This is a genomic window from Nocardia sp. NPDC023733, assembly GCF_040639775.1.
Classification (GTDB): domain Bacteria; phylum Actinomycetota; class Actinomycetes; order Mycobacteriales; family Mycobacteriaceae; genus Nocardia; species Nocardia rosealba.
The window spans coordinates 2,120,207-2,140,491 of the sequence record NZ_JBFAAN010000001.1 but is presented as its reverse complement, the minus strand read 5'-3'; the positions used below and the strand labels follow the sequence as shown (position 1 = coordinate 2,140,491).

Below are 20,285 nucleotides of genomic sequence, written 5' to 3'. Positions count from 1 at the left end.
TCAGGACCGGAATACCGCGAGTGCCTCGTCGCCGAGGTGCGGCCCGCTCACCTCGATGGCCACATTCGAACTGGCGACCACGTCGGCGCAGCTCAGGGTGAAGCTGGGTCCCGGCCCGAGGATGGGCCCGAACTCCGAGGCCGCCGCCGCGAACACGATGCGCCCCACCTGGGCCCACACCATCGCGGCGGCGCACATCGGGCACGGCTCGCCGCTGGCGTACACGGTGGCGCCTTGCAGCGCCTCCGCCTTGCCGGTGGCGGAGGCGACGGTGATCGCGACCAGTTCGGCGTGGGTGGTGACATCGCCGGTGGTGGCGACGGCGTTCGCGGATTCGGCGAGCACCGTACCGTCGCGATCGACGGTGACGGCACCGAACGGCCGGTCACCGAGCACCGCCGCCTGGGCAGCGAGGTCGATGGCCCGGCGCAGGTGGGCGATGTCGGTGTCGGTGAGTGTGGTCATGCGCTGAGCTCCACTTCCGTTCCGCGGCCCTCGGCGCGGGCCTTGTCGATGAGCAGGCGGGCGGTGACGAGATCTTGCAGGCCGATACCGACCGAGTTGAACAGAGTGATGTCGCCTGGGTCGGCCCGGCCGGTCGCCCGGCCGAGAATCACCTGGCCCAGTTCGGTGCCCACCTCGGTTTCGGTGATCGCGCCGTCGGCGATGGCCAGCAGCGTGTCGCCCGACTTGGTGAGCGTTGTCGCGACCGAGTCTACGATCACGCGCGCCCGGCGCATGGCAGCCCCGTCGACCTCGCGGTGATCGGCGCGTGGCGGGGCGCCGACCGCGTTCACGTGCAGCCCCTCGCCGAACCAGGCACCGCGCACGATCGGCTCCCGTGCGGGGGTGAGGGTGCACAGCACGTCGGCCGCCCGTGTCACCGACTCCGGTGACGGCATCGCCCGCACCTCGAGTCCGAGGTCGGCGATCGCACCACGGAACCGCTCGACGGTGGCGGCGGACCGCGACCAGACCAGCACGGCCTCGATGTCGCGCACCCGGGCGACGGCGCGGGTGTGCTCGATCGCCAGCGCGCCGGCCCCGATCAACCCCAGTGTGGAACTCTCCTGCCTGGCAAGGTATTTGGTTGCCACCGCGCTGGCGGCGGCAGTACGCACGGCGGTGACGAGCCGGCCGTCGACGAGCGCCTCGCAGCCGCCGTCGAGTGCGGAGGTCACCACGATCACCGAGCGTTGCACCGGCAGTCCACGTTCCCGGTTGGCGGGGAGGTCGGCGAGCAGTTTCACGGCGGCCGCCCCGGCGGTTTCGGCGGCGGCGACCATCGGCACGAAGGCGGTGGCGCCGACGCTCACCGCGGGCGGCGCGGGGACCACCGCCGTGCCGAGCGCGAGGTCCGCGTGCGCGCGTTCGACGGCGGCGAGCACCGCCGCGCGATCGATCAGGGCGGCCACATCGGAATGCGACAGGATCAGAGTCATCGATGGCTCCTCGGAAGCGCTGGATCAGGAGGTTCGGGCGAAGGCGACGGTCAGGTCGCGCGGTGAGCGGCTGTTACCGACCAGACCGCTCACGGCGACGATCGCGATCAGATACGGCAGCATCACCAGCAGCGCGAACGGCACGTCGACACCGAGCGCGGGCAACGCGAACTGCAATGCCTGGGCGATGCCGAAGAACACCGATGCCCAGATGACGCCGAGCGCCCGCCACCGGCCCGCGATCACCGCGACCACGGCCAGATACCCGATGCCGCCGGTCATGTTGTCGCTGAACGAGTGCACTTCCGACAGCGCCAGCTGCGCACCGCCGAGGCCCGCGGCGAACGCGGCGAGCAGCACGCAGCCGTAGCGGACGGCGCGCACGGGCAGGCCGGTGCGATCGGCGGCCACGGCGTCCTCGCCGATCGCGTCGACAACCAGGCCGAGTTTGGTGCGGCGGGAGAACACGAACGCCGACCCGGCGACAAGGGCGATACACAGGTAGCCGAGTGCGGTCTGCCCGAACAGTGCCGGACCGATGACCGGAACATTGTGCAACACAGGAATTCTCAGTGCCGCGAAGCCAGGAACGCTGTGACCTTTGCCATCGGCGAGCAGCAGGCGGGCGCCGTAGGTGGTCGCGCCGAGGGCGAGTGCGTTGCTCGCGATGCCGACGACGATCTGGTCGGCACGCAGTCCGACACTCCAGACGGCCTGTAGCGCACCGAATATCACTGCGGCCAGCACAGCGGTGGCCGTGCCGAGCACGGGCGACCCGGTGGCCACCGCACCGAGTACGCCCGCGAACGCGCCGGTGAGCATCATCGCCTCGAGACTCAGGTTGAGCACGCCCGCCCGCTCGCTGACCAGCTCACCGCTCGCCGCGATGAGGATGGGCAGCGTGAAGCCGATGCCGCTGGTGGCGATGTCGGTGACCGTGTCGAGGCTCATCGGCTCGCTCCTGCCGGTTCGGGGGTGTTTGTGTTGGGAACTGGTTGTGGTGCAACGTATTTGCGTGTTCGCGATGTCCAGATGGCAGCGCCGGCGATGAAGACGATCATCAGGGACTCCACGATCGCGATGGTCGAGGCAGGCACGTTCGCGGCCAGTTGCAGGTTGATCCCGCCGGAGACGAGGAACCCGAGTAGCAGCGACACCGCGACGACGGCGCTCAGGGAGCCACGCGCCAGCAGCCCGACGACCAGCCCGGAGAACCCGTATCCGGAGGAGAACCCCTCGGCGAGGACGAACGGCGCCGTCGCCACCAGCAGCCCGCCCGCGACACCCGCGAACGCGCCCGCTGCCGAGAGGCTGAGGAAACGTAGTCGGCCCACCGGCAAACCCAGCCGCGCCGCCGCATCGGGATTGAGCCCGACCGCGCGCAAGCGGGTGCCGAGTGCGGTGTGGCGCACCAGGATCGCGGTGCCGAACGCGGCGACCACGGCGATCCACAGGGCGATGGTCGCGGGTGAGCGTTCGATGCCGAGCAGCGGCAGATGCGCGGCCGCGGTGAGCTGCTCGGATTGCGGCAACGTCTCCGAGGAGGTCACCGGCTGACGCAGCAGCGCGGGCTCGTGCACGACGAGCAGCACCAGCGCCAGGCCGACGAAGTTGAGCAGCAGCGTGGTGATGATCTCGCTGGTGCCGCGGGCGACCCGCAGATACGCCGCGATCGCGGCCCACAGCCAGCCCGCGGCCGCCGCCCCGAGCAACACGGTTGGCACCGTGATCGCGGCGGGCGTGCCGGTGAGGGTGGTGCCGATCGCCGTGGCGGCGATCCCACCGGCGCAGATCTGGCCCTCACCACCGACATTGACCAGCCCGGCGCGGTGGGCGATGGTGAACCCCACGGCCACCAGCATCAGCGTGGCCGCGACATTGAGCGAGGCGCCGACCGCGTAGTCGCTGCCGAACATGCCCTCCCACAGCGCTGTCATCGTGGCGCCGGGGGCGGCGCCCGCGACGGCGGCCAGGATCAGCCCGATCGCTCCGGCGGCCAGCATGGCCGCGACAGCGACGACGAGCGGGTGGTGCGCCCACCGGCTCACTCTTGTCGGCTGCTCCCTCGCAGAGAGCTTGCCGGGGCCGCGCGGAACGCCCCGCGACGCCGGTCGAGATGGGGTCTCGGTCGCTGTGGTCCGACCAGGTGCGCTCATGCCGCGACTCCCATCATCAATTCGCTGATCTGTTGTGCGGCATCGGGATCGGTGGTTTCGACGGGCCCGGCCAGTTCCCCGCGATAGGCGACGAAGATTCGGTCGCACAGGGCGAGCAGTTCGGGTACCTCGCTCGATACCACCAGCACGCCGCAGCCACGCGCGGCCGCGTGCCGCAGCTGCGTCAGCACGAAATCGACTGCGCCGATGTCCAATCCGCGTGTCGGCTGGGCAGCGACCAGGCAGCGCAGGTTCGCCGCCGACAGTTCGCGCGCCAGCACGACCTTCTGCTGATTGCCGCCCGACAGCGATCCCATCGGCACCCACGGACCGGCCGCGCGTACATCGAAGCGGTCGAGTTCGGCCTGCGCGGCGCGACCCATGGCCTGTTTGTCGAGGAGGCCGAAGCGGCGGAACCGGCCGAGGCTGCCGAGGAAAAGATTCTCGGCCAGCGTCATGTCGGCGACCATGCCGTCGCGGTGGCGATCTTCGGGGACGACGCCGAGACCGAGCGATGTTCGGGTGGCGGGGTTCGCTGTGGTGATGTCGGCTCCGGCGAGCGCGACAGTGCCCGCCCGCACCGGGGTGCCACCGGCCAGCACCGCGACGAGCTCGCTCTGCCCGTTGCCCTCGACGCCCGCGATCCCGACGATCTCGCCCGGCCGCACGGCCAGGCTCGCTTCGTCGAGCGCGATACTGCCGTCGGCCCGGTGGACGGTCACCCCGTCGACGGTGAGAACCGCTGCGGGCGGGCTCGATTCGTGCGGTACGCCGGATTCGCTGCGGCGTCGGCCTGTGGTCCTGTGCTCGCCCGCAGCCGGGCTCGTGGTGTGGCCAGTGGCGACCGGGGTGGCTGGACCGGGTTCGGTGAGGGCCTGGGCCGGCTCGCCCGGATCCAAGCCGATCGTCGCCGCCACGGTCGGGTCGAGATCGGTTGCCTCGCGGCCGACCATCGCGGTGAGCAACTCGGCGATACCGGTCTCGGGTAGCGGTCCACCACCGGCGACCGTGCCACGGCGCAGCACGGTCGCGGCATCGGCGACCCTGGCCACCTCGCCCAGTTTGTGCGTCACCAGGACCACGGCCTTGCCGTCGGCGGCGATGGCGCGGCAGGTGTCGATCAACGCGTCGATCTCGGCCGGATCGAGCACTCCCGTCGGTTCGTCGAGCAGGATCAGCGCCGGATCGCGCAGCAGGGCCTTGACGATCTCGACCTTCTGCCGGGCGCCCACCGGCATCGTCGCGACCTGCTGGTCGAGATCGATGCGCAGACGATAGCGCCGGGCGATCTCGTCGAGACGGCTGGTCAGATCCCTGCGGCGCAACCGCAACCCGTGCTGGGTGAGCAGCAGATTCTCCGCGACGGTCATGGTGGTCACCAGGCTGAAGTGCTGGTGCACCATGGCGACGCCCGCCCGCATCGCGGCGGCGGGTGAGTCGGGTCGGAAGGCTTTGCCGCCCAGTTCGATTCGTCCGGTATCGGCGGGATAGCCGCCGAACACGAGATTGCACAGCGTCGACTTGCCCGCGCCGTTCTCGCCGAGAACGCAGTGGACGGTGCCGGATTCGACGGTGACGTCCACGTCGTGCAATGCCCGGACCGCGCCGAAGCTCTTTCCGACCCCGTGCAGGGTCAATGCGGGAGTGCTCATCGCCATCAGTACGGCTTCACCGCGCCGGTGGACAGTGCCGTCTTCGCCTTGGCGAGCGCGTCGGCGACCGCGGGCTGCTTGTCGCACAACACGAAATCGGTGCCGTCGTTGGGCGAGGTGAGCCCGAAGCGCACGTTCTCGGCCTTCCACGTGTTGTCGAGCGCCGCCTTCACCGCGTACTCGACCTCGGCGCCGATATCGGTGTGCACGTAGCCCAGATACACGGGATCGGTGCAGTCACCGGGGATCGGACCGCCGACCAAGGTGGCACCGGCCTGTGCCGCTGCCTGCTCCAGGCCCGCCTTGCCCAGGTTCACGATCTGGCCGAGCGTGCCCGCGCCCGCACCGTAGTCGGCCAGCGCGGCCTGCTTGGCCTTGGCCGGGTCGTTGAAATCGCCGACGTACTGCGGAGTGAGCACCCGGGCGTCCGGCTTCGCGAACCGTGCGCCGTTACCGAAAGCGTTGGCGGCGTTGACGATCGCGGGCAGTTCGACGCCGCCGACGAAGGCCACCGCGCCGGTCTTGGATCCGGCCGCGGCCACCGCGCCACTGAGGAACTCGGCCTCGGCCTGCTGCGGGTCGTAGTAGGCCAGGTTGGCCATCGGCTTCGCGTCGGCGGGCCCACCGATCTCCACGAACTTCACACTCGGGAACTGCGGTGCCACCTTGCGCACATCGGCATCGGTCTGGCCGCCGAGCGCGATGACCAGATCGTTGGTCGAGGCGAAACGGACGAGCGCCTGCTGGTAGTCGGCCGCCGCCACCTGCTCGACCTTGCTCAATTCGACCTTGTCGCCGAGGGCTTCGGCGACGCGCTGGTAGCCGAGATACCCCGACTGCATGAAGCCGGTGTCGGAGAGCGAGCCGGGGAAGAACACGCCGACCTTCAACTTGCCGCCCGCCGCGGCGGTATCGGCGGAACCGCAGGCCGACAACAGAGCAGCGGCGGCGAGGGCGGCCGAGCCGAAGGCGATCGCGCGCCGGGTGGAGTTGTGCACGAGGTACTCCTTGATCGAACGAACCGCTCACTTAGCGGTATACCGTTAAGTGTCAGCGTGCGGTCCGCGAATGACGGCCGGATTACCGAAAAGTAAGAATCGGTCGCTCGGTGCGCGCGGGGCTACCGTGGAGTCGGATGCGGGGCGGAAGGATGGTGTGGTGGCGGAACCGGTCAAGAAGTCGCTGCGAGATCAGGCATACGAGGAACTGCGGGATCGGATCATCGATCTGCGGTTGAGTCCGGGGCAGCGGTTGGTGGAACGCGATCTCGCCACCGAGCTCGACATCTCCCGGATTCCGCTGCGCGAAGCGCTGCATCTACTGGAACGTGAAGGGCTGGTGGTGATCGTGCCCCGGCAGGGCGCGATCGTCGCCCCGTTCACGGTCGCCGATGTGCGCGACCTGTTCGACGTGCGCGAGAGCCTCGAGGTGCTGGCTGCTCGGCTGGCCGCCGAACGAGCCGAATCCGCCGACCTCACCGCGCTGCGCGGCCAGCTCACCGCCGCCCGACGGGCCACCGAACGCGGCGAGCAGGCCGCCATCGCGGCCGCCAACGCCGGATTCCACGCGCTCATCGTGGAGATCTCCGGCAACCCGCTGCTGCAATCGCTGTTGCGGCCCTTGGAGTCTCGCGTGCGGTGGCTGTTCCACCTCACCAAGGAACGCGACCCGGGCACCCAATGCGACGAACACGAAGCGCTCTACGCCGCGATCGCGGCAGGCGATCCGCAGGCCGCGGCCGACATCGCCTATCGCCATGTCGCCTCCGGGCGCGAACCCAGCCTGGCTCTCGCCGAGCAGTGGGCGACGCCCGCCATCGACCCGGTCAGCGCCACCCGCACGCGTCAGCGCACCACGAACCGCGACAAATCGGCGTGATCAGCCGCCGCCCGCCGGTGCTCGGCCGGCGGCGGCCGCACGATGGAGGGCACTGCGTGCCGCGCGCACGGCCGGATGGTCGCCGGTGCCGTTGCGGTAGGCGAGACGGGTGCGGCGGCGAATCGGCAATGCGGTGAGGGCGAGCCGCTCCGGCGGTGCGTACAGCGCCAGGCCCGGGATGATCGCGGCGCCCGCACCGGCGGCGACCAGGGCGAGCACCGTGTCGAAGTCGTCGGCGTGATGACGCACGCGCGGTGTGAAACCCGTGGCTTGACAGGCGCGGATCGTCATCGTGTGGCACAGCGTGCCGGGGGTGCCCGCGATCCAGGGTGAGTCGCGGTTGGCGCGCAACGGATCGTCGGCGGGCGCCGGGTCGCGGGTGGCGAGAAAGACCGTTTCGGTGTGCAGCGGTTCGGTGTGCAACGCCCGGTCGGTGTCGGCGGGCACCAGGTCGTAGTCGTGGGTGAGCGCGATGTCGAGGGTGCCTGCCCGCAGGGCGTCTGGTACGTCGGCCGGGTCGATCTCGGTGACGGTCAGTTCCAGGCGGGGGTGTTCGGTGCTGAGGGCGACCAGGGCGGGGGAGAGCAGCGTACGCGCGGCGGTGGGGAACGCGCCGATGCGCAGGGTGCCGACCAAAGCGGTCCGCGCACCGGCCAATTCGGCGTCCGCGCGTTCGAGGGCGGCGAGCACGGTCTCGGTGTGGCCGACCAGCAGGTGGGCGGCGGGGGTGAGGGTCACCCGGCGGCCCGATCGCTCGAGCAGTGCGACGCCCGCGTCCTTCTCCAGCGCGCTGAGCTGCTGGGACACCGCCGACGGCGTGTAGCTGAGCGCTTCGGCGACCGCCGCGATGGTGCCGCGGTGAGCGAGTTCGCGCAGCAGCCGGAGTTTGCGGACATCGAGCATCAGTTCAGCTTACGTTCTTCGTCATGAACGTGAACTGGACCTTACGGTCGCGGGATTCGACGATGGAGTCATGACATCGCTGCACGGTCTGTTCGTCCCCCTCGTCACACCTTTCACCGCCGACGGGGCCCTGGCTCCCGACGCACTCCGCGCGCACGCGCACACGGTCCTCGACGCGGGCGTCACCGGGCTCGTAGCGCTCGGCACGACCGCCGAACCGTCGGCGTTGACGCCCGCCGAACGCGCCGAGGTACTCGACATCTGCGCCGCGGTGTGTGCCGAACGGGACGCGCCGTTGATCGTGTGCGCGGGCGGCAACGCCACCGCTGAGGCCGCCGCCGCGGTGGCTGCCGTGCCGTCGTCCGCGGCCGCGGTGCTGTCGGTGGTGCCCTACTACGTCCGACCGAGCGAGGAGGGCGTGATCGCGCACTTCACCGCACTCGCGGCCGCGAGTCCGGCGCCGATTCTCGTCTACGACGTGCCGTACCGGACCGCGCGCCCGCTCGGCGCCGCAACGCTGATCCGGCTCACCACCATCGCGAACATCGCCGGTTTCAAGCACGCGGTCGGTGGCATCACCGATGCCACCGTGGAACTGATGGCGACCGTGGGGGATCGGACCACTGTGCTGGCGGGTGACGACCGTTTCGCCTCGCCGCTGCTGGCGCTCGGTGCCGACGGCGCGATCCTCGCCGCGGCCAATGTCGCGCCCGCCGGGTACGCCGAACTCGTGCGAGCGTGGGGGACCGGCGACCTCGCGCGTGGCCGCGCGGTGGGTAGTCGTCTCGACGCCCTCGGTGCCGCCCTGTTCGCCGAACCGAACCCCACGGTCGTCAAGGGCGTACTCGCCGCGCGGGGCGAAATCCCCAGCGCGGCGGTGCGTCTGCCGTTGCTGCCCGCCTCGACAGAATCGGTCGCGGCGGCGCTGTCGGCGGCCGGGACTCAGCCGTAGAGTTCGACGAACTTCGCCAGCGACCGTTCGAAGTCGCCGCGCAGTGCCTTGGCCACGGTCGAGCCGATCGGGCCGAACAGCGGCGCGCCGCCGAGTTCGACGGTCAGGTCGACCGCCGAACCGTCACCCTTGGCCTGCACGGCGAGATCGATGCCGAACTTGGTGCCGCCGATGCCCGCGCCGGTCAACTTCAGCTTGTGCGGCGGCTGGGCCGTGCGCACTGTCCAGGTGACCTTGTTGCGGAACCCCTTGACCCGCGCCACGCCCACCAGCACGGTGCCCTCGGTGAGCTCTTCGGGGACGGTGCCGCGCCAGGCCTCGTGGATCGCCAGCCAGTCGCCGAGGTGCTCCAGGTCGGAGGCATGGTCCCACGCCTTGTCCGGGGCGAGGGGGACGTCGATGGTGAGCTTCAATTTGGCCACCGCGGGATAGTATCCGGTACTCCCGGTTCCGCGACCGCCGCATCCGGACCCTCGTGTCTTTCGACAACCCCGCGCCTGCGGAAATTGGGTAATATCAGCGGCAATTCCCGTGCCTGACAGCAGGTTCCATCTCGAATCGGTCACAGTGCTGCTACTGTGTGCGGGTCGCTGGAAGCGGGGACTGTCTATCGGGTATCCGGGATGGTTCCGTCGAGGGCGGCTGCCCGGGTGGAACGACGACGAAAGATCAGATGAACTCCGGAATCGCGGTGCTGTCGCTCATCATCGGAGCCCTGGTGGTCCTCGCGGCCATCGCTGTGGCTGTGCTCGCCATGCACAACGAGCGCAAACAACGCGCACGCGCCGACGCCGCCAAGCGGGAGCGTGAACTGTGTGAGGCGGCGGTACATCACCTCGCCCAGATCACCCTGCCCGCCATCACCGATGCCGTACGGCGACACGACATTCCGTCGGTCGCGGTGGAACTGCCCGCCGAACTGCGCGACGCACCCCTCGGCGAGTCGCTGCAGGCGATCGCGACCGGCCACGCCGACGACCTGCGCGTCGTCGCCGAGGAAACACGGGCCATGGTCGAACGCTACGGCGAGCAACGCCGCGTCGCCGAGATCCAGGCCGCCCGCGAGGAGACCCGCACCGAACTGCAGGCGTCGTCCCGCGCGGCGACCAGTGCGGCGGTCCGCTCGTTCGGCACCTCGGTGGTGAGCCTCGGCACCGACCTCGGCCAGGTGGTGAGTACCGCGCTGCGCGAGCACCGCGACGACGCCGTCTACGAGACACTCACCCGCATCGACCACACCGTGCAGCAGATGATCCGGCAGGCGCAGTCCTACGTGATCGTCTCCGGTGGTCTGCCCGGCAGGCGCTGGCCACAGCAGTCGCTCACCGACGTCGCGGGCGGCGCCACCGGGCGCGTGCGTGAGTTCCTCCGGGTCCATTCGGCCCAATCGGAACGCATCGTCATCAGCCGCGCCGTCGAGCCGCTCGTGCACACCCTGGCCACCCTGCTCGACAACGCGCTGCGGTACTCGCCGCCGTCTTCGTTCGTCGAGGTCGGGTTCCAGGAAGGCCATCACGGCGTCACGATCATCGTCGACGACGCGGGCATGCGGATGAGCCCCGAGCAGCTCGAGGACGCGCGTCTGGTGCTCAGCGGTGAACGCTCGGTCGACATCCACGACCTCGGGCCTGCGCCCAAGGTCGGTTTCCCCGGTATCGCCGCACTCGCACGCCGCTACGGCTTCTCCGTGCATGTCGACGGTCCCAATATCTACGGTGGCATGCGCGCGATGGTCTATGTGCCGTCGGCGCTGTTGGTGAGCGGAGAGGCGCCGAGAATCCCCGAACCCGAACTGGCCGCGCCCGCGCACATCCCGGTGCCCGTGCCCGACCCTGTCGAGACCGACGGCCCACGCGCGGCCGTGCACGAAATCACCAGCGGTGGGCTGCCCAAACGGCGCCGCCGCCCGGTCGCCCCGGATTCGGCGGGGGTGACCACGGAAGTGGGGCAGGCTCGCCCCGACCTCGCCGCTGCCTGGCACAGCGGTTCCCGCAGCGGTCGTGCCGCTGCGGCCGAGCGATCCACGGAAGGAACAGCCGATGAGCACACCGGTAGCCGATAGCACCAACCGTTTGGCATGGCTGCTCGAGGATCTCGAGATCCCCGGCGTCCGCTTCGCCGTGTTGCTATCCGACGACGGCCTTCGTATCGCCCACTCCCGTGGCATCGCCAAGGACGATGCCGAACGGTTCGCGGCGGCCGCTTCCGGTCTACGTTCGCTCGGTAAGGCCCTCGGTGAGTTCTGCGGGTCACCGGCGAACACAGTGCGCCAGAACATGACCGAATACGACGAGGGCATGATCATGATCACCGCCGCCGGTGTCGGCGCGCTGCTCGGTGTCGCGACCACCGCCGATGTCGACGTGGCGCTGGTGGCGCACCGGATGAACGAACTGGCCGCGCGGGTCGGCCACGAGATCGGTGCGGCGCCACGGCACGGTGTCAGGTAATGAGCCGAGGCAGGCGTGACCCCGACCTGGTCAGGTCCTATGTGCGCACCGGCGGCCGGACAAGGGCCGCGCACGAACTCGATCTGGTGACCCTCGTACGCGCCGTCGCAGACCCGCGTGCCGATCACCGACCCGACGAGCGCCGGGTACTCGCGCTCACCAGCCGCCGTGGCGCGCTGTCGATCGCCGAACTGTCGGCGTATCTCGACCTGCCCGCCTCGGTGGTGAAGATCATCGTGTCCGATCTGCTCGACAGCGGACATCTACACTGCCCCACCCCGGCCGAGGTGAAGCCGGAGCTGGCGTTGATCAAGGAGGTGCTCCATGGTCTCCGTGTCCTCGCAGGCTGAGGTCGACTACGTCGCCGAAACGGTGACCAGGTCGGTGAAGATCCTGGTCGCCGGCAATTTCGGCGTCGGCAAGACGACGTTCGTGTGCGCCGTGTCCGAGATCCGGCCGCTGCGCACCGAGGAGACGATCACCGAGGCGAGCATCGGTATCGACGATCTGGCCGGCCTCGGCAGCAAGGTGCAGACCACTGTCGCTCTCGATTTCGGCCGGCTCACGCTGAATCCGCAACTGGCGCTCTATCTCTTCGGCACGCCGGGTCAGGAGCGGTTCGCGCCGCTGTGGGAGGAGCTGGCGCGCGGTGCGCTCGGCGCCCTCGTCCTGGTCGACACCCGGCGCATCGAGAAGGCCGACGACGTGCTCTCGGCGCTCGAACAACGCGGCGTCCCCTACGCGGTGGCGGTCAACGAGTTCGAGGGTTTCCGCCGCTACCCCCTCGACGAGGTGCGTGAGGCGCTCGACCTCACCCCCGACACCCCGGTGATCGCGGTCGACGCGCGACGCCGCGATCACGGTCTGCGTGCGCTGATCACGCTGGCCGAGTACCTATTTCAGAGGCAGGAAGCGGCAGTTCGGTGACCTTGCAAGACCTCGCGGCCGATGTCCGGGTACCGATGTATTCGCCCGAATTCGCGGCCGACCCGCAAGCTGCCTACCGGCAGATGCGGGAACGGTTCGGATCCCTTGTCCCCGTTGAACTCTCACCGGGAATCCGGGCCACCCTGGTGATCGGCTATCACACCGCGGTACGGATCCTCAACGATCCCGACCACTTCCCGGCCGACCCGCGCATGTGGGAACGCAACATCCCCAAGGACTGCCCGGTGCTGCCGATGCTGCAGTTCCGTCCCGCGGCCCTGCGCACCACCGGTGCCGAGCACGCCCGCTACCGGCAGGCCAATGTGGCAGGTCTGGCCGGGGTCGACCTGTACGCGATGCACAGCACGGTCGAGCAGTTCGCCATCCCGCTCATCAACAGTTTCTGTGCCGCCGGCTCGGCGGACCTGTTGAGCCAGTACGCGTTTCCACTGGTGTTCCAGGCGCTGAACTCGATGCTCGGCTGCACGCCGGAGATCGGTCAGCAGGTGGCCACCGGGATGTCGCAGATCTTCGAGGGCGGCACCGACGCCGAGGCGGGCAACAATCTGGTGGCCAACGCCCTGGCCGACCTGGTCGGGCTGCGCAAACACGAGCCGGGCGACGATGTGGCGACCCGGCTGCTGCAGCACCCGGCGGCGCTCACCGACGAGGAACTGGTGCACCAGCTGCTGGTGCTCTACGGCGCGGGCATCGAGCCCATGCTCAACCTGGTGGTCAATACGCTGCGCCTGATGCTCACCGACGACCGCTTCGCCGGCGATGTACTCGGCGGCAGTATGTCGACTCGCGACGCCCTCGACGAGGTGTTGTTCACCGACCCGCCGCTGGCCAACTTCTGCATGACCTACCCGAGGCAGCCGACCCTCATCGAGGACACCTGGCTGCCCGCGCACGAACCGGTCGTCATCAGCATGGCGGCCTGCAACAACGATCCGGCCATCGCGGGCTTGGACGTGATCCACAATCGCGCCCACCTGTCGTGGAGCACCGGCCCGCACGGTTGCCCCGCGAAATCGGTCGCGTACCTGATCGTGCAGGACGCCATCGATCAGCTGCTCGACGCTCTGCCGGAGATCCGTCTCGCCGTACCCCCCGAAGAGCTGGTCTGGCGTCCCGGCCCGTTCCATCGGTCCCTGGCCGCGTTGCCGGTCGTCTTCCCGAATACACCGCCCCTGCCGATGCCCTGATCGAGTCGACGCGGAATTTCAGGAGTCGCTCGAGATTCGCTCATACCGCCCATCACCGGAACTGCCGGGTGGTGGGCGGTTGTCGTTTGTCCCCGAGCAAACTGTCGACAACGTCCGGCAAACAGCGCCGATTCTCTCAGCTGCCTAATTAGCCGAGATTTTGCCGGGAGAGCGAACCGGTTGGTTCTCCTGAGGGAATTCGCTGGATTCGCAGAATGGTCCTTTGTGTGGAAATACCGGCGGGTAAGCAAATTCTTTGCCGACGCGCCTGTTGACCGCTGATCTTCTTGCGCCTACTGTCCCAGTCAGTTCGAATCGAACTGTTCTTTATCGCCGCTCGAAATGGTCCACGGATGGCACGCCGGCCCCTGCCATCCATTTCCGTGTGTGTTTCAAGGGAGTATTGATAGTGAGAAGTCGAATTGTCGTGGTCGCCGGCGCGCTCGCCTTGGTGCCCGTCGCTACTCTGTTCACCCCGCCCTCGGTCGCGAATGCGCACGGCTGGGTCACCGGCCCGGCCAGCAGGCAGGAACAATGTGCGCGCGGCCTCGTCTCCTGCGGCGCGGTGAAATACGAGCCGCAGAGTGTCGAGGGGCCGAAAGGCCTCACCAATTGCAGCGCGAACAAATATCCGGAACTCGACGACGACAGCCTCGGCTGGATTCCACAGCGGGTTTCCGGCAGTGTCACATTCACCTGGAAGAACACCGCCAATCATCGCACCGCCGACTGGGAGTACTTTATCGGGAATACTCGGGTCGCCGTGATCGACGGGCGAAACGAGCAACCCCCGATGGAGGTCACCCATACCATCGACCTGTCGCAGTACTCCGGTCGGCAGAAATTGCGGGCGGTCTGGAACATCGGCGACACCGCAGCGGCCTTCTACAGTTGTGTCGACCTCGAGATAAGTGGCGGCACCCCACCGGCCACGACCACGCAGCCGCCGGCGCCGACCACCACCCCGCCCGCGCCGCCGACCACCACGAAACCGCCGGTGACCACCACGAATCCACCGGCCACCAGCACCGCGCCGCCGACGACATCCCGGCCGGGTGGTGGACACGAACACCCCACAACGACAGCACCGGCGGCATCGGCGTGGCGTCAGGGCGCCACCTACGCCATCGGCGACAGGGTCACCTACCAGGGCATCAGCTACACCTGCCGCCAAGCCCACACTGTCCACGACCCCAACTGGACCCCGCCGAACACCCCGGCCCTCTGGTCGCGGGGGTAGCTGCGCGAATGCGAGCGATTCGGGTGTTTCTCCCACCATCGGTGTGCGGATGGGGCCAGGATTGGGAAAACCTCGCCGGCCTCGCGTTCGGCCGGCCTCGCAGCACAAGGACGTGAGATATGAGTGACAGGATTTGCGGTGTGGCCGTCGCGGCCGTCGGAACGGCCGTCGCGGCAGTGATGTTCGGTGCGCCGACGGCTTCGGCCGGGGTGTCACAACTGACGGTGAACCCCAGCCTGAGCGTGGGAAGTTCCACGAACTACGGCACCGGGTGCACGCACTACCTCGAGGCTCGGCTCAGTGTCGGCATCGTTCCTGTCGCGTTCTACGACAACGGCACGCTGCTCGCGGTCGTGAACCCCACCGACGGCATCGCCACCATGCCGTGGGTGCCGTCGAGTGCCGGAGCGCACACCCTGGCCGCCGTCCAGGACGGCATCGGTCGTGCCGTCGACGTGAGCGTCGGCCGTGGGTACCGCTTCGGTGAGTCCTGCGTAGTCACCGGCGGCTGACCCGCTGAGCCGACAGTGGCCCGGTCCTTCCGCGGACCGGGCCACCGTGGTTGGTCACTTCGAGTCGACCAGCTTCTTGTCGGAGCCCTTCTTCTTGGAGCTCTTCTTCGGCGCCTCGCCGTTGCCCGCGGACGGGTTGTCGGGCATGGTCGCGGTGACCACCAGATCGTCGCCCGAGGTGTCGACGTGCACCGTGCCGCCGGACTCGAGCCCACCGTCGAGCAGCAGCCGCGACACCCGGTTGTCGAGTTCGCGCTGCACCGTACGACGCAACGGCCGGGCCCCGAACTCGGGCTGGAAACCCTTCTCGCCCAACCAGTCCACCGCCGACTGGCTGATGTCGAGTTCGACGTCCTGGGCCGCGAGCATGCGCCGTGTGCGGTCGAGGATGAGCTCGACGATCTCCTCGAGCTGCGACTTGTCGAGCCGGTGGAACACGATCTGCTCGTCGATCCGGTTGAGGAACTCCGGCCGGAAGTGCGACCGCAGCTTCTCCTCGAGCTGGGGCACTATCGAATCCAGATCACCGGCGGGCGCGTCGAGAATCAGCTGCGAACCGATATTGGAGGTCATGATGACGATGGTGTTCTTGAAATCCACCGTGCGGCCCTTGGAATCGGTGACGTGCCCGTCGTCGAGCAACTGCAGCAGCACGTTGAACACATCGGGGTGCGCCTTCTCGACCTCGTCGAACAGGATCACCGAGTACGGCTGACGGCGCACCTTGTCGGTGAGCTGGGCGGCATCGTCGTACCCGACATATCCGGGCGGGGCGCCGACGAGCCGCGAGACCGTGTGCTTCTCCTGGAACTCGCTCATGTCGAAGCGGATCAGCCGATCCTCGTCGCCGAACACCGCCTCGGCCAGCGCCTTGGCCAGCTCGGTCTTGCCGACACCGGTCGGGCCGAGGAACAGGAACGACCCGATGGGCCGGTTCGGGTCCTTGAGCCCGGCGCGCGCCCGGCGCACCGCCTCGGCGACCGCGACGATCGCCTCGTTCTGCCCGATCACCCGCTTGTGCAGCACGTTCTCCAGCTCGAGCAGGCGCTGCTTCTCCTCGGCGGTCAGATCGGCCACCGGAATACCGGTGCGCCGCGAGATGACCTCGGCGATGTCGACTACCTGCACCTCCGGTTCCGCGGAGGTGGCACCGGATTCCTCCAGCTCCTCCTCGGCGGCGGCGATCTCGGCCTTGAGCGCCTTGGCCTTCTCGTAGTCCTCGTTGTCGACCGCCGCGTCCTTCTCCCGGTACAGCCGCGCGATCTCGTCTTCCTTGGCCTTGACCTCCGGGTCGGCGGTGCCCGAACGCAACCGCACCCGCGCGCCTGCCTGGTCGACCAGGTCGATCGCCTTGTCGGGCATGAACCGGTCGGTGATGTAGCGATCCGACAGTTGCGCCGCCGCGACCAGCGACTCGTCGGAGTAGCGCACCTGATGGTGTTCCTCGTACACGTCGGCGAGTCCGCGCAGGATCTCGATCGTGTCGGCCACCGAGGGTTCGGCGACCATCACCGGCTGGAAGCGGCGCTCGAGCGCGGCGTCCTTCTCGATGTACTTGCGGTATTCGTCGATCGTCGTCGCACCGACGACGTGCAGGTCACCGCGCGCGAGGGCGGGCTTGAGCAGGTTGCCCGCGTCCATCGAACCCTCGCCACCACCACCGGCGCCCACGATGGTGTGCAGTTCGTCGATGAACACCACGAGTTCGTCCTTGTGGGCACGAACCTCGTCGAGGATCTTGGTGAGCCGTTCCTCGAACTCACCGCGATACTTGCTGCCCGCCACCAGGGAGCCGACGTCGAGGGCGATCACCCGGCGGTCCGCGAGCGAGGTCGGCACGTCGCCGTTGACGATGCGCTGGGCCAGACCTTCCACGATCGCGGTCTTGCCGACACCGGGATCACCGATCAGCACCGGGTTGTTCTTGCGTCGCCGGGACAGGATCTCGATGGATTCCTCGATCTCCTCCGCCCGCCCGACCACCGGGTCGATCAGGCCCTCGCGGGCCTCGGCGGTGAGGTCGCGACCGTATTCGTCCAGCGTCGGGGTATCGGTCTTGCGCTGCTGGCGTTTGGCCTGCGCGGCTGCCGTGCTCGGTGTCGGGCCGCCACCGCTCTGGCTGGCCGCCAGACCCGCGACCAGTGTCTGGGCCGCGATGCTGTCGGACAGCGAGGCGATCCCGAGCAGGATGTGTTCGGGCCCGATGTAGGTGCTGCCGGACTGCGCGGCCTGGCGCTGGGCGGCGCGCATGGCCAGCTTGGTCGCCGGGCTGAGGGTGATGTCGGCCAGGTCGTACCCGCCGGCCGCACCGGTGTCGAGATAGTCCTGCATCTGCTCGGCGACCTGGTCGGCGTCGAGGCTCAGCTCATCGATCATGTCGCGCGCGGGTTCGGTCTCGGCGGCGGCGTAGAGCAGGTGTTCGGGCGTGATCTCCGGATTGCCCCATTGCTGGGCCGCCTGCCGCGCCGCACCGACCAGCAACTTCGCGTCGTCGGTCATCAGACGGCTCAGGTCGATGCGTTGCACCGGCGGTTTCGCCGACATCCCGGAACCGAAAAAGCGCTGGAAGATGTCGTCGAAAGGATCGCTCGAACCGGGCCAGCTCGCTGTCATGTCCGCACCTCTTCGTTCGTCGTGCCGCAGCCAGCGGCGACTCCTGTAGATCGGGACCGTGCTTCCAGCAATACTTCGGCATCCTCCGGTGCTGTGCAAGCCATTGGGCAGTTTCACATCCGCGTCGTCGAGTCGATGGCGGACCGACCAAAATCCGGTGGAAACCGTCCGATACCACCGGATTTGTCTGATTCTTGGTGCTGGGACGGCGCTCGACGGTAGCGTGACGACCCGCACGACGGGATCGACCGTCGTGCCCGGTTGTTGGGAAGAGCACGGAGTTTGGTCACCGACGTCATCGATGTCAGCGCGGATTTCACCATCGCCAGGCAAGCCCTCTGGGATGTCCTGCTCGATCCGCAGAGTTATCCACGCATGTTCACCGGAATCGGCGCCTGCGAGCGCATCGATCACCCCGACGGTGCGGTGGTGTGGCAGGTCCGGGTCGGCTCGGTGGACACCGGCATCCACACCCACGAGTTCGTCCTCGGCATCGGCCGCTGGTACGAGAGCTTCGAACTGCGCAGCCCCGCGCTCGGCAGCTTCGCCTCGGTGCGGCTGCGTGGCGACCAGCAGCGCACCCGGCTCGACATCACGCTGTTCGCCGCCGCCCGGGTGCATCCGATGCTCGAGCAGCGCAGCAACTCGGTGGTCACCGACTGGGTGAAGGCGGGTCTGCGCCGCACCGCCGACGTGATCGCGGGGACCAGGTCGTCGGTGGTCGTCAACGCCGAACGCTCGCCGCTGCGCCGCAATGCGGGGGTGGCGCGTTCCATCGCGGCGACCGGTCTGATGCGTCCGGAACCGGTGTCGATCCTCAAACAGCTTCGCTCCCTGTCGAAGTGGGGCTTCAACCTGGCGGGCGGTTACGCCGCAGGGGCCGCGCACTCCCCGGACCGGGTCGCGGTGCTCGATCGGTTCGGCACCCGGACCTACCGCGAGATCGACACGCGATCCGACGCCCTGGCCGGTGCCATGTACGAACTCGGCATGCGCGCCGGTGACGCGATCGGGTTGCTGGCCCGCAATCACGCGGGCATGGTCGAGACCATGGTCGCCGCGGGCAAACTCGGCGTCGACGTCGCGCTGCTCAACGCGGGACTTTCCGGGCGGCGCATCGAGGAGATCGTGCAGCGTCATCGCCTCAGCGCGGTGTTCGTCGATGGGGAACTCGAAACGCTGATCCGCTACCTGCACAGCGAGATACCGCGTTTCACCACCGACGCCGATCCGCCCGATCCGCAACGCGCGACCATCGAGGGCCTGATCGCCGCGGGGGTCGAGGACTTTCCCGTGCCCGCCCATCCCGGCAGGCTGATCGTGCTCACCTCGGGAACCAGCGGCTCACCCAAGGGCGCCCGCCGCCCGCACGCCAAGGGCTTCGGCACCATCGCCGCCCTGCTGTCGCGGATTCCGCTGCGCGTGGAGGAAGTGGTGCTGGTGCCCGCACCGCTGTTCCACACCTGGGGGCTGGCCGGGCTGCAGCTCAGCACCGCACTGCGCGCCACCGTCGTGCTCAGCGACGGCTTCGACGCCGTCGAGTGCCTCCGCTCGATCAGCGAACACCGCATCACCACCCTGATCGTGGTGCCGACCATGGTCGAACGCCTCCTCGACGTCCCCGACGACGTCCGCGCGAGCTTCGACCTGTCGAGTCTGCGGCACGTGGTCAGCTGCGGCGCGCCGCTGGCCGGTGCCACGGTGCTGCGGTTCCTCGACACCTACGGCGACGTGCTCTACAACGTGTACGGCTCCACCGAGGTGTCCTGGGCCAGTGTCGCCACCCCCGCCGACCTGCGGGTCTCGCCGACCACGGCGGGCCGTCCGCCGTTGGGTACCCGGGTGGGGGTGCTCGGTCCCGATCTGCGCCCGGTGCCGGTCGGCACGGTCGGGCACATCTTCGTCGCCAACCACATGCTCTTCGACGGGTACGTCAACGCCGCACCGCCGGAGGAGGCCGACGGCATGCTCGACACCGGCGACCTGGGGTATCTCGACGCCTCGGGCAGGTTGTTCGTGGCGGGCCGCGACGACGAGATGATCATTTCCGGCGGCGAGAACGTCTTCCCGCGACCGGTGGAGGAGGCGCTGGCCCACCTGCCGCAGATCACCGAGGTGGCCGTGGTCGGCGTCCCCGATCGCGAGTTCGGGCAGCGCTTGGCCGCGTTCGTGGTGAAACGGGAAGGGGCGGGCCTGGATCCGGACATGATCCGCACCTATATCCGCCACCGTCTGAGCCGGTTCTCGGTGCCGCGCGATGTCACCTTCATCAACGCGCTGCCGCGTGGGGAGACCGGCAAGATCCTCAAGTGGATGCTCGTCCGGCCGGAGCAGGCGCTGAGCGAGTGATCG

The 20,285-nt window shown here is 68.8% G+C and carries 19 protein-coding genes; 10 read left to right on the top strand and 9 right to left on the bottom strand.

The features are described 5' to 3' along the window. The 6 genes from AB0F86_RS09905 to AB0F86_RS09880 form a co-directional block, all read right to left on the bottom strand. On the bottom strand, positions 1–465 hold the full coding sequence (locus AB0F86_RS09905) for a nucleoside deaminase (protein ID WP_356983304.1): 465 nt from the start codon (positions 463–465) through the stop codon (positions 1–3). After that, positions 462–1,442 carry an ornithine cyclodeaminase family protein gene (locus AB0F86_RS09900; RefSeq protein WP_356983302.1) on the bottom strand — a complete coding sequence of 327 codons (981 nt, stop codon included), beginning with the start codon at positions 1,440–1,442 and terminating at the stop codon, positions 462–464. Before AB0F86_RS09900 ends, AB0F86_RS09905 begins: the two co-directional genes overlap by 4 nt. Positions 1,443–1,466: 24 nt before the next feature. After that, on the bottom strand, positions 1,467–2,393 hold the full coding sequence (locus AB0F86_RS09895) for an ABC transporter permease (RefSeq protein ID WP_356983300.1): 927 nt from the start codon (positions 2,391–2,393) through the stop codon (positions 1,467–1,469). Continuing rightward, positions 2,390–3,445, bottom strand: a complete 1,056-nt coding sequence (locus AB0F86_RS09890) for an ABC transporter permease (RefSeq protein ID WP_356983766.1) — start codon at positions 3,443–3,445, stop codon at positions 2,390–2,392. Before AB0F86_RS09890 ends, AB0F86_RS09895 begins: the two co-directional genes overlap by 4 nt. A gap of 149 nt (positions 3,446–3,594) precedes the next feature. Further along, positions 3,595–5,250, bottom strand: a complete 1,656-nt coding sequence (locus AB0F86_RS09885) for an ABC transporter ATP-binding protein (RefSeq protein ID WP_356983299.1) — start codon at positions 5,248–5,250, stop codon at positions 3,595–3,597. Positions 5,251–5,255: 5 nt separating this feature from the next. Then, entirely contained in the window at positions 5,256–6,248 is a 993-nt protein-coding gene (locus AB0F86_RS09880; RefSeq protein WP_356983297.1) for a BMP family protein, read from the bottom strand. A 160-nt stretch (positions 6,249–6,408) separates the two neighbouring features. On the opposite strand from AB0F86_RS09880, the gene AB0F86_RS09875 reads away from it, so the two are divergent. Continuing rightward, positions 6,409–7,128: a GntR family transcriptional regulator gene (locus AB0F86_RS09875; protein ID WP_356983296.1), complete on the top strand. Its 720-nt coding sequence runs from the start codon at positions 6,409–6,411 to the stop codon at positions 7,126–7,128. Here AB0F86_RS09875 and AB0F86_RS09870 read toward each other — a convergent pair whose 3' ends face one another. Beyond that, positions 7,129–8,031, bottom strand: coding sequence for a LysR substrate-binding domain-containing protein (locus tag AB0F86_RS09870; RefSeq protein WP_181697390.1), 903 nt, complete (start codon positions 8,029–8,031; stop codon positions 7,129–7,131). Between the two features lie 70 nt (positions 8,032–8,101). Here AB0F86_RS09870 and AB0F86_RS09865 point away from each other — a divergent pair, with 70 nt between their 5' ends. Continuing rightward, entirely contained in the window at positions 8,102–8,983 is an 882-nt protein-coding gene (locus tag AB0F86_RS09865) for a dihydrodipicolinate synthase family protein (protein ID WP_356983294.1), read from the top strand. On the opposite strand, the gene AB0F86_RS09860 is transcribed toward AB0F86_RS09865, so the two are convergent. Continuing rightward, positions 8,974–9,405, bottom strand: a complete 432-nt coding sequence (locus tag AB0F86_RS09860; protein ID WP_356983293.1) for an SRPBCC family protein — start codon at positions 9,403–9,405, stop codon at positions 8,974–8,976. The two genes, AB0F86_RS09865 and AB0F86_RS09860, sit on opposite strands and share 10 nt — an antisense overlap. 251 nt (positions 9,406–9,656) lie before the next feature. Here AB0F86_RS09860 and AB0F86_RS09855 point away from each other — a divergent pair, with 251 nt between their 5' ends. From AB0F86_RS09855 to AB0F86_RS09825, 7 genes are all read left to right on the top strand, one after another. Further along, a complete protein-coding gene (locus AB0F86_RS09855) occupies positions 9,657–11,045 on the top strand; it encodes a sensor histidine kinase (RefSeq protein WP_181697392.1) in 1,389 nt (462 codons plus the stop codon). After that, complete coding sequence (locus AB0F86_RS09850) at positions 11,023–11,433, top strand: roadblock/LC7 domain-containing protein (protein ID WP_181697393.1); 411 nt, start codon at positions 11,023–11,025, stop codon at positions 11,431–11,433. The genes AB0F86_RS09855 and AB0F86_RS09850 overlap by 23 nt, the downstream gene beginning before the upstream one ends. Continuing rightward, complete coding sequence (locus AB0F86_RS09845) at positions 11,433–11,783, top strand: DUF742 domain-containing protein (protein WP_067488806.1); 351 nt, start codon at positions 11,433–11,435, stop codon at positions 11,781–11,783. The genes AB0F86_RS09850 and AB0F86_RS09845 overlap by 1 nt, the downstream gene beginning before the upstream one ends. Next, the gene (locus AB0F86_RS09840) at positions 11,758–12,360 is read left to right on the top strand and encodes an ATP/GTP-binding protein (RefSeq protein ID WP_181697394.1); all 603 of its coding nucleotides are present in this window, start codon (positions 11,758–11,760) and stop codon (positions 12,358–12,360) included. The genes AB0F86_RS09845 and AB0F86_RS09840 overlap by 26 nt, the downstream gene beginning before the upstream one ends. A gap of 35 nt (positions 12,361–12,395) precedes the next feature. Continuing rightward, positions 12,396–13,568 (top strand): cytochrome P450, encoded by a 1,173-nt coding sequence (locus AB0F86_RS09835; protein ID WP_181697467.1) that lies wholly within the window; start codon positions 12,396–12,398, stop codon positions 13,566–13,568. A 409-nt stretch (positions 13,569–13,977) separates the two neighbouring features. Next, complete coding sequence (locus AB0F86_RS09830; protein ID WP_356983290.1) at positions 13,978–14,808, top strand: carbohydrate-binding protein; 831 nt, start codon at positions 13,978–13,980, stop codon at positions 14,806–14,808. Positions 14,809–14,927: 119 nt separating this feature from the next. Further along, entirely contained in the window at positions 14,928–15,320 is a 393-nt protein-coding gene (locus AB0F86_RS09825) for a hypothetical protein (RefSeq protein ID WP_356983289.1), read from the top strand. A 54-nt stretch (positions 15,321–15,374) separates the two neighbouring features. Here AB0F86_RS09825 and AB0F86_RS09820 read toward each other — a convergent pair whose 3' ends face one another. After that, the gene (locus AB0F86_RS09820; RefSeq protein WP_356983288.1) at positions 15,375–17,933 is read right to left on the bottom strand and encodes an ATP-dependent Clp protease ATP-binding subunit; all 2,559 of its coding nucleotides are present in this window, start codon (positions 17,931–17,933) and stop codon (positions 15,375–15,377) included. A gap of 282 nt (positions 17,934–18,215) precedes the next feature. Between AB0F86_RS09820 and AB0F86_RS09815 the strand changes: the two genes are divergently transcribed. Further along, on the top strand, positions 18,216–20,282 hold the full coding sequence (locus tag AB0F86_RS09815) for an AMP-binding protein (protein ID WP_225279541.1): 2,067 nt from the start codon (positions 18,216–18,218) through the stop codon (positions 20,280–20,282). Positions 20,283–20,285 lie beyond the last annotated feature (3 nt).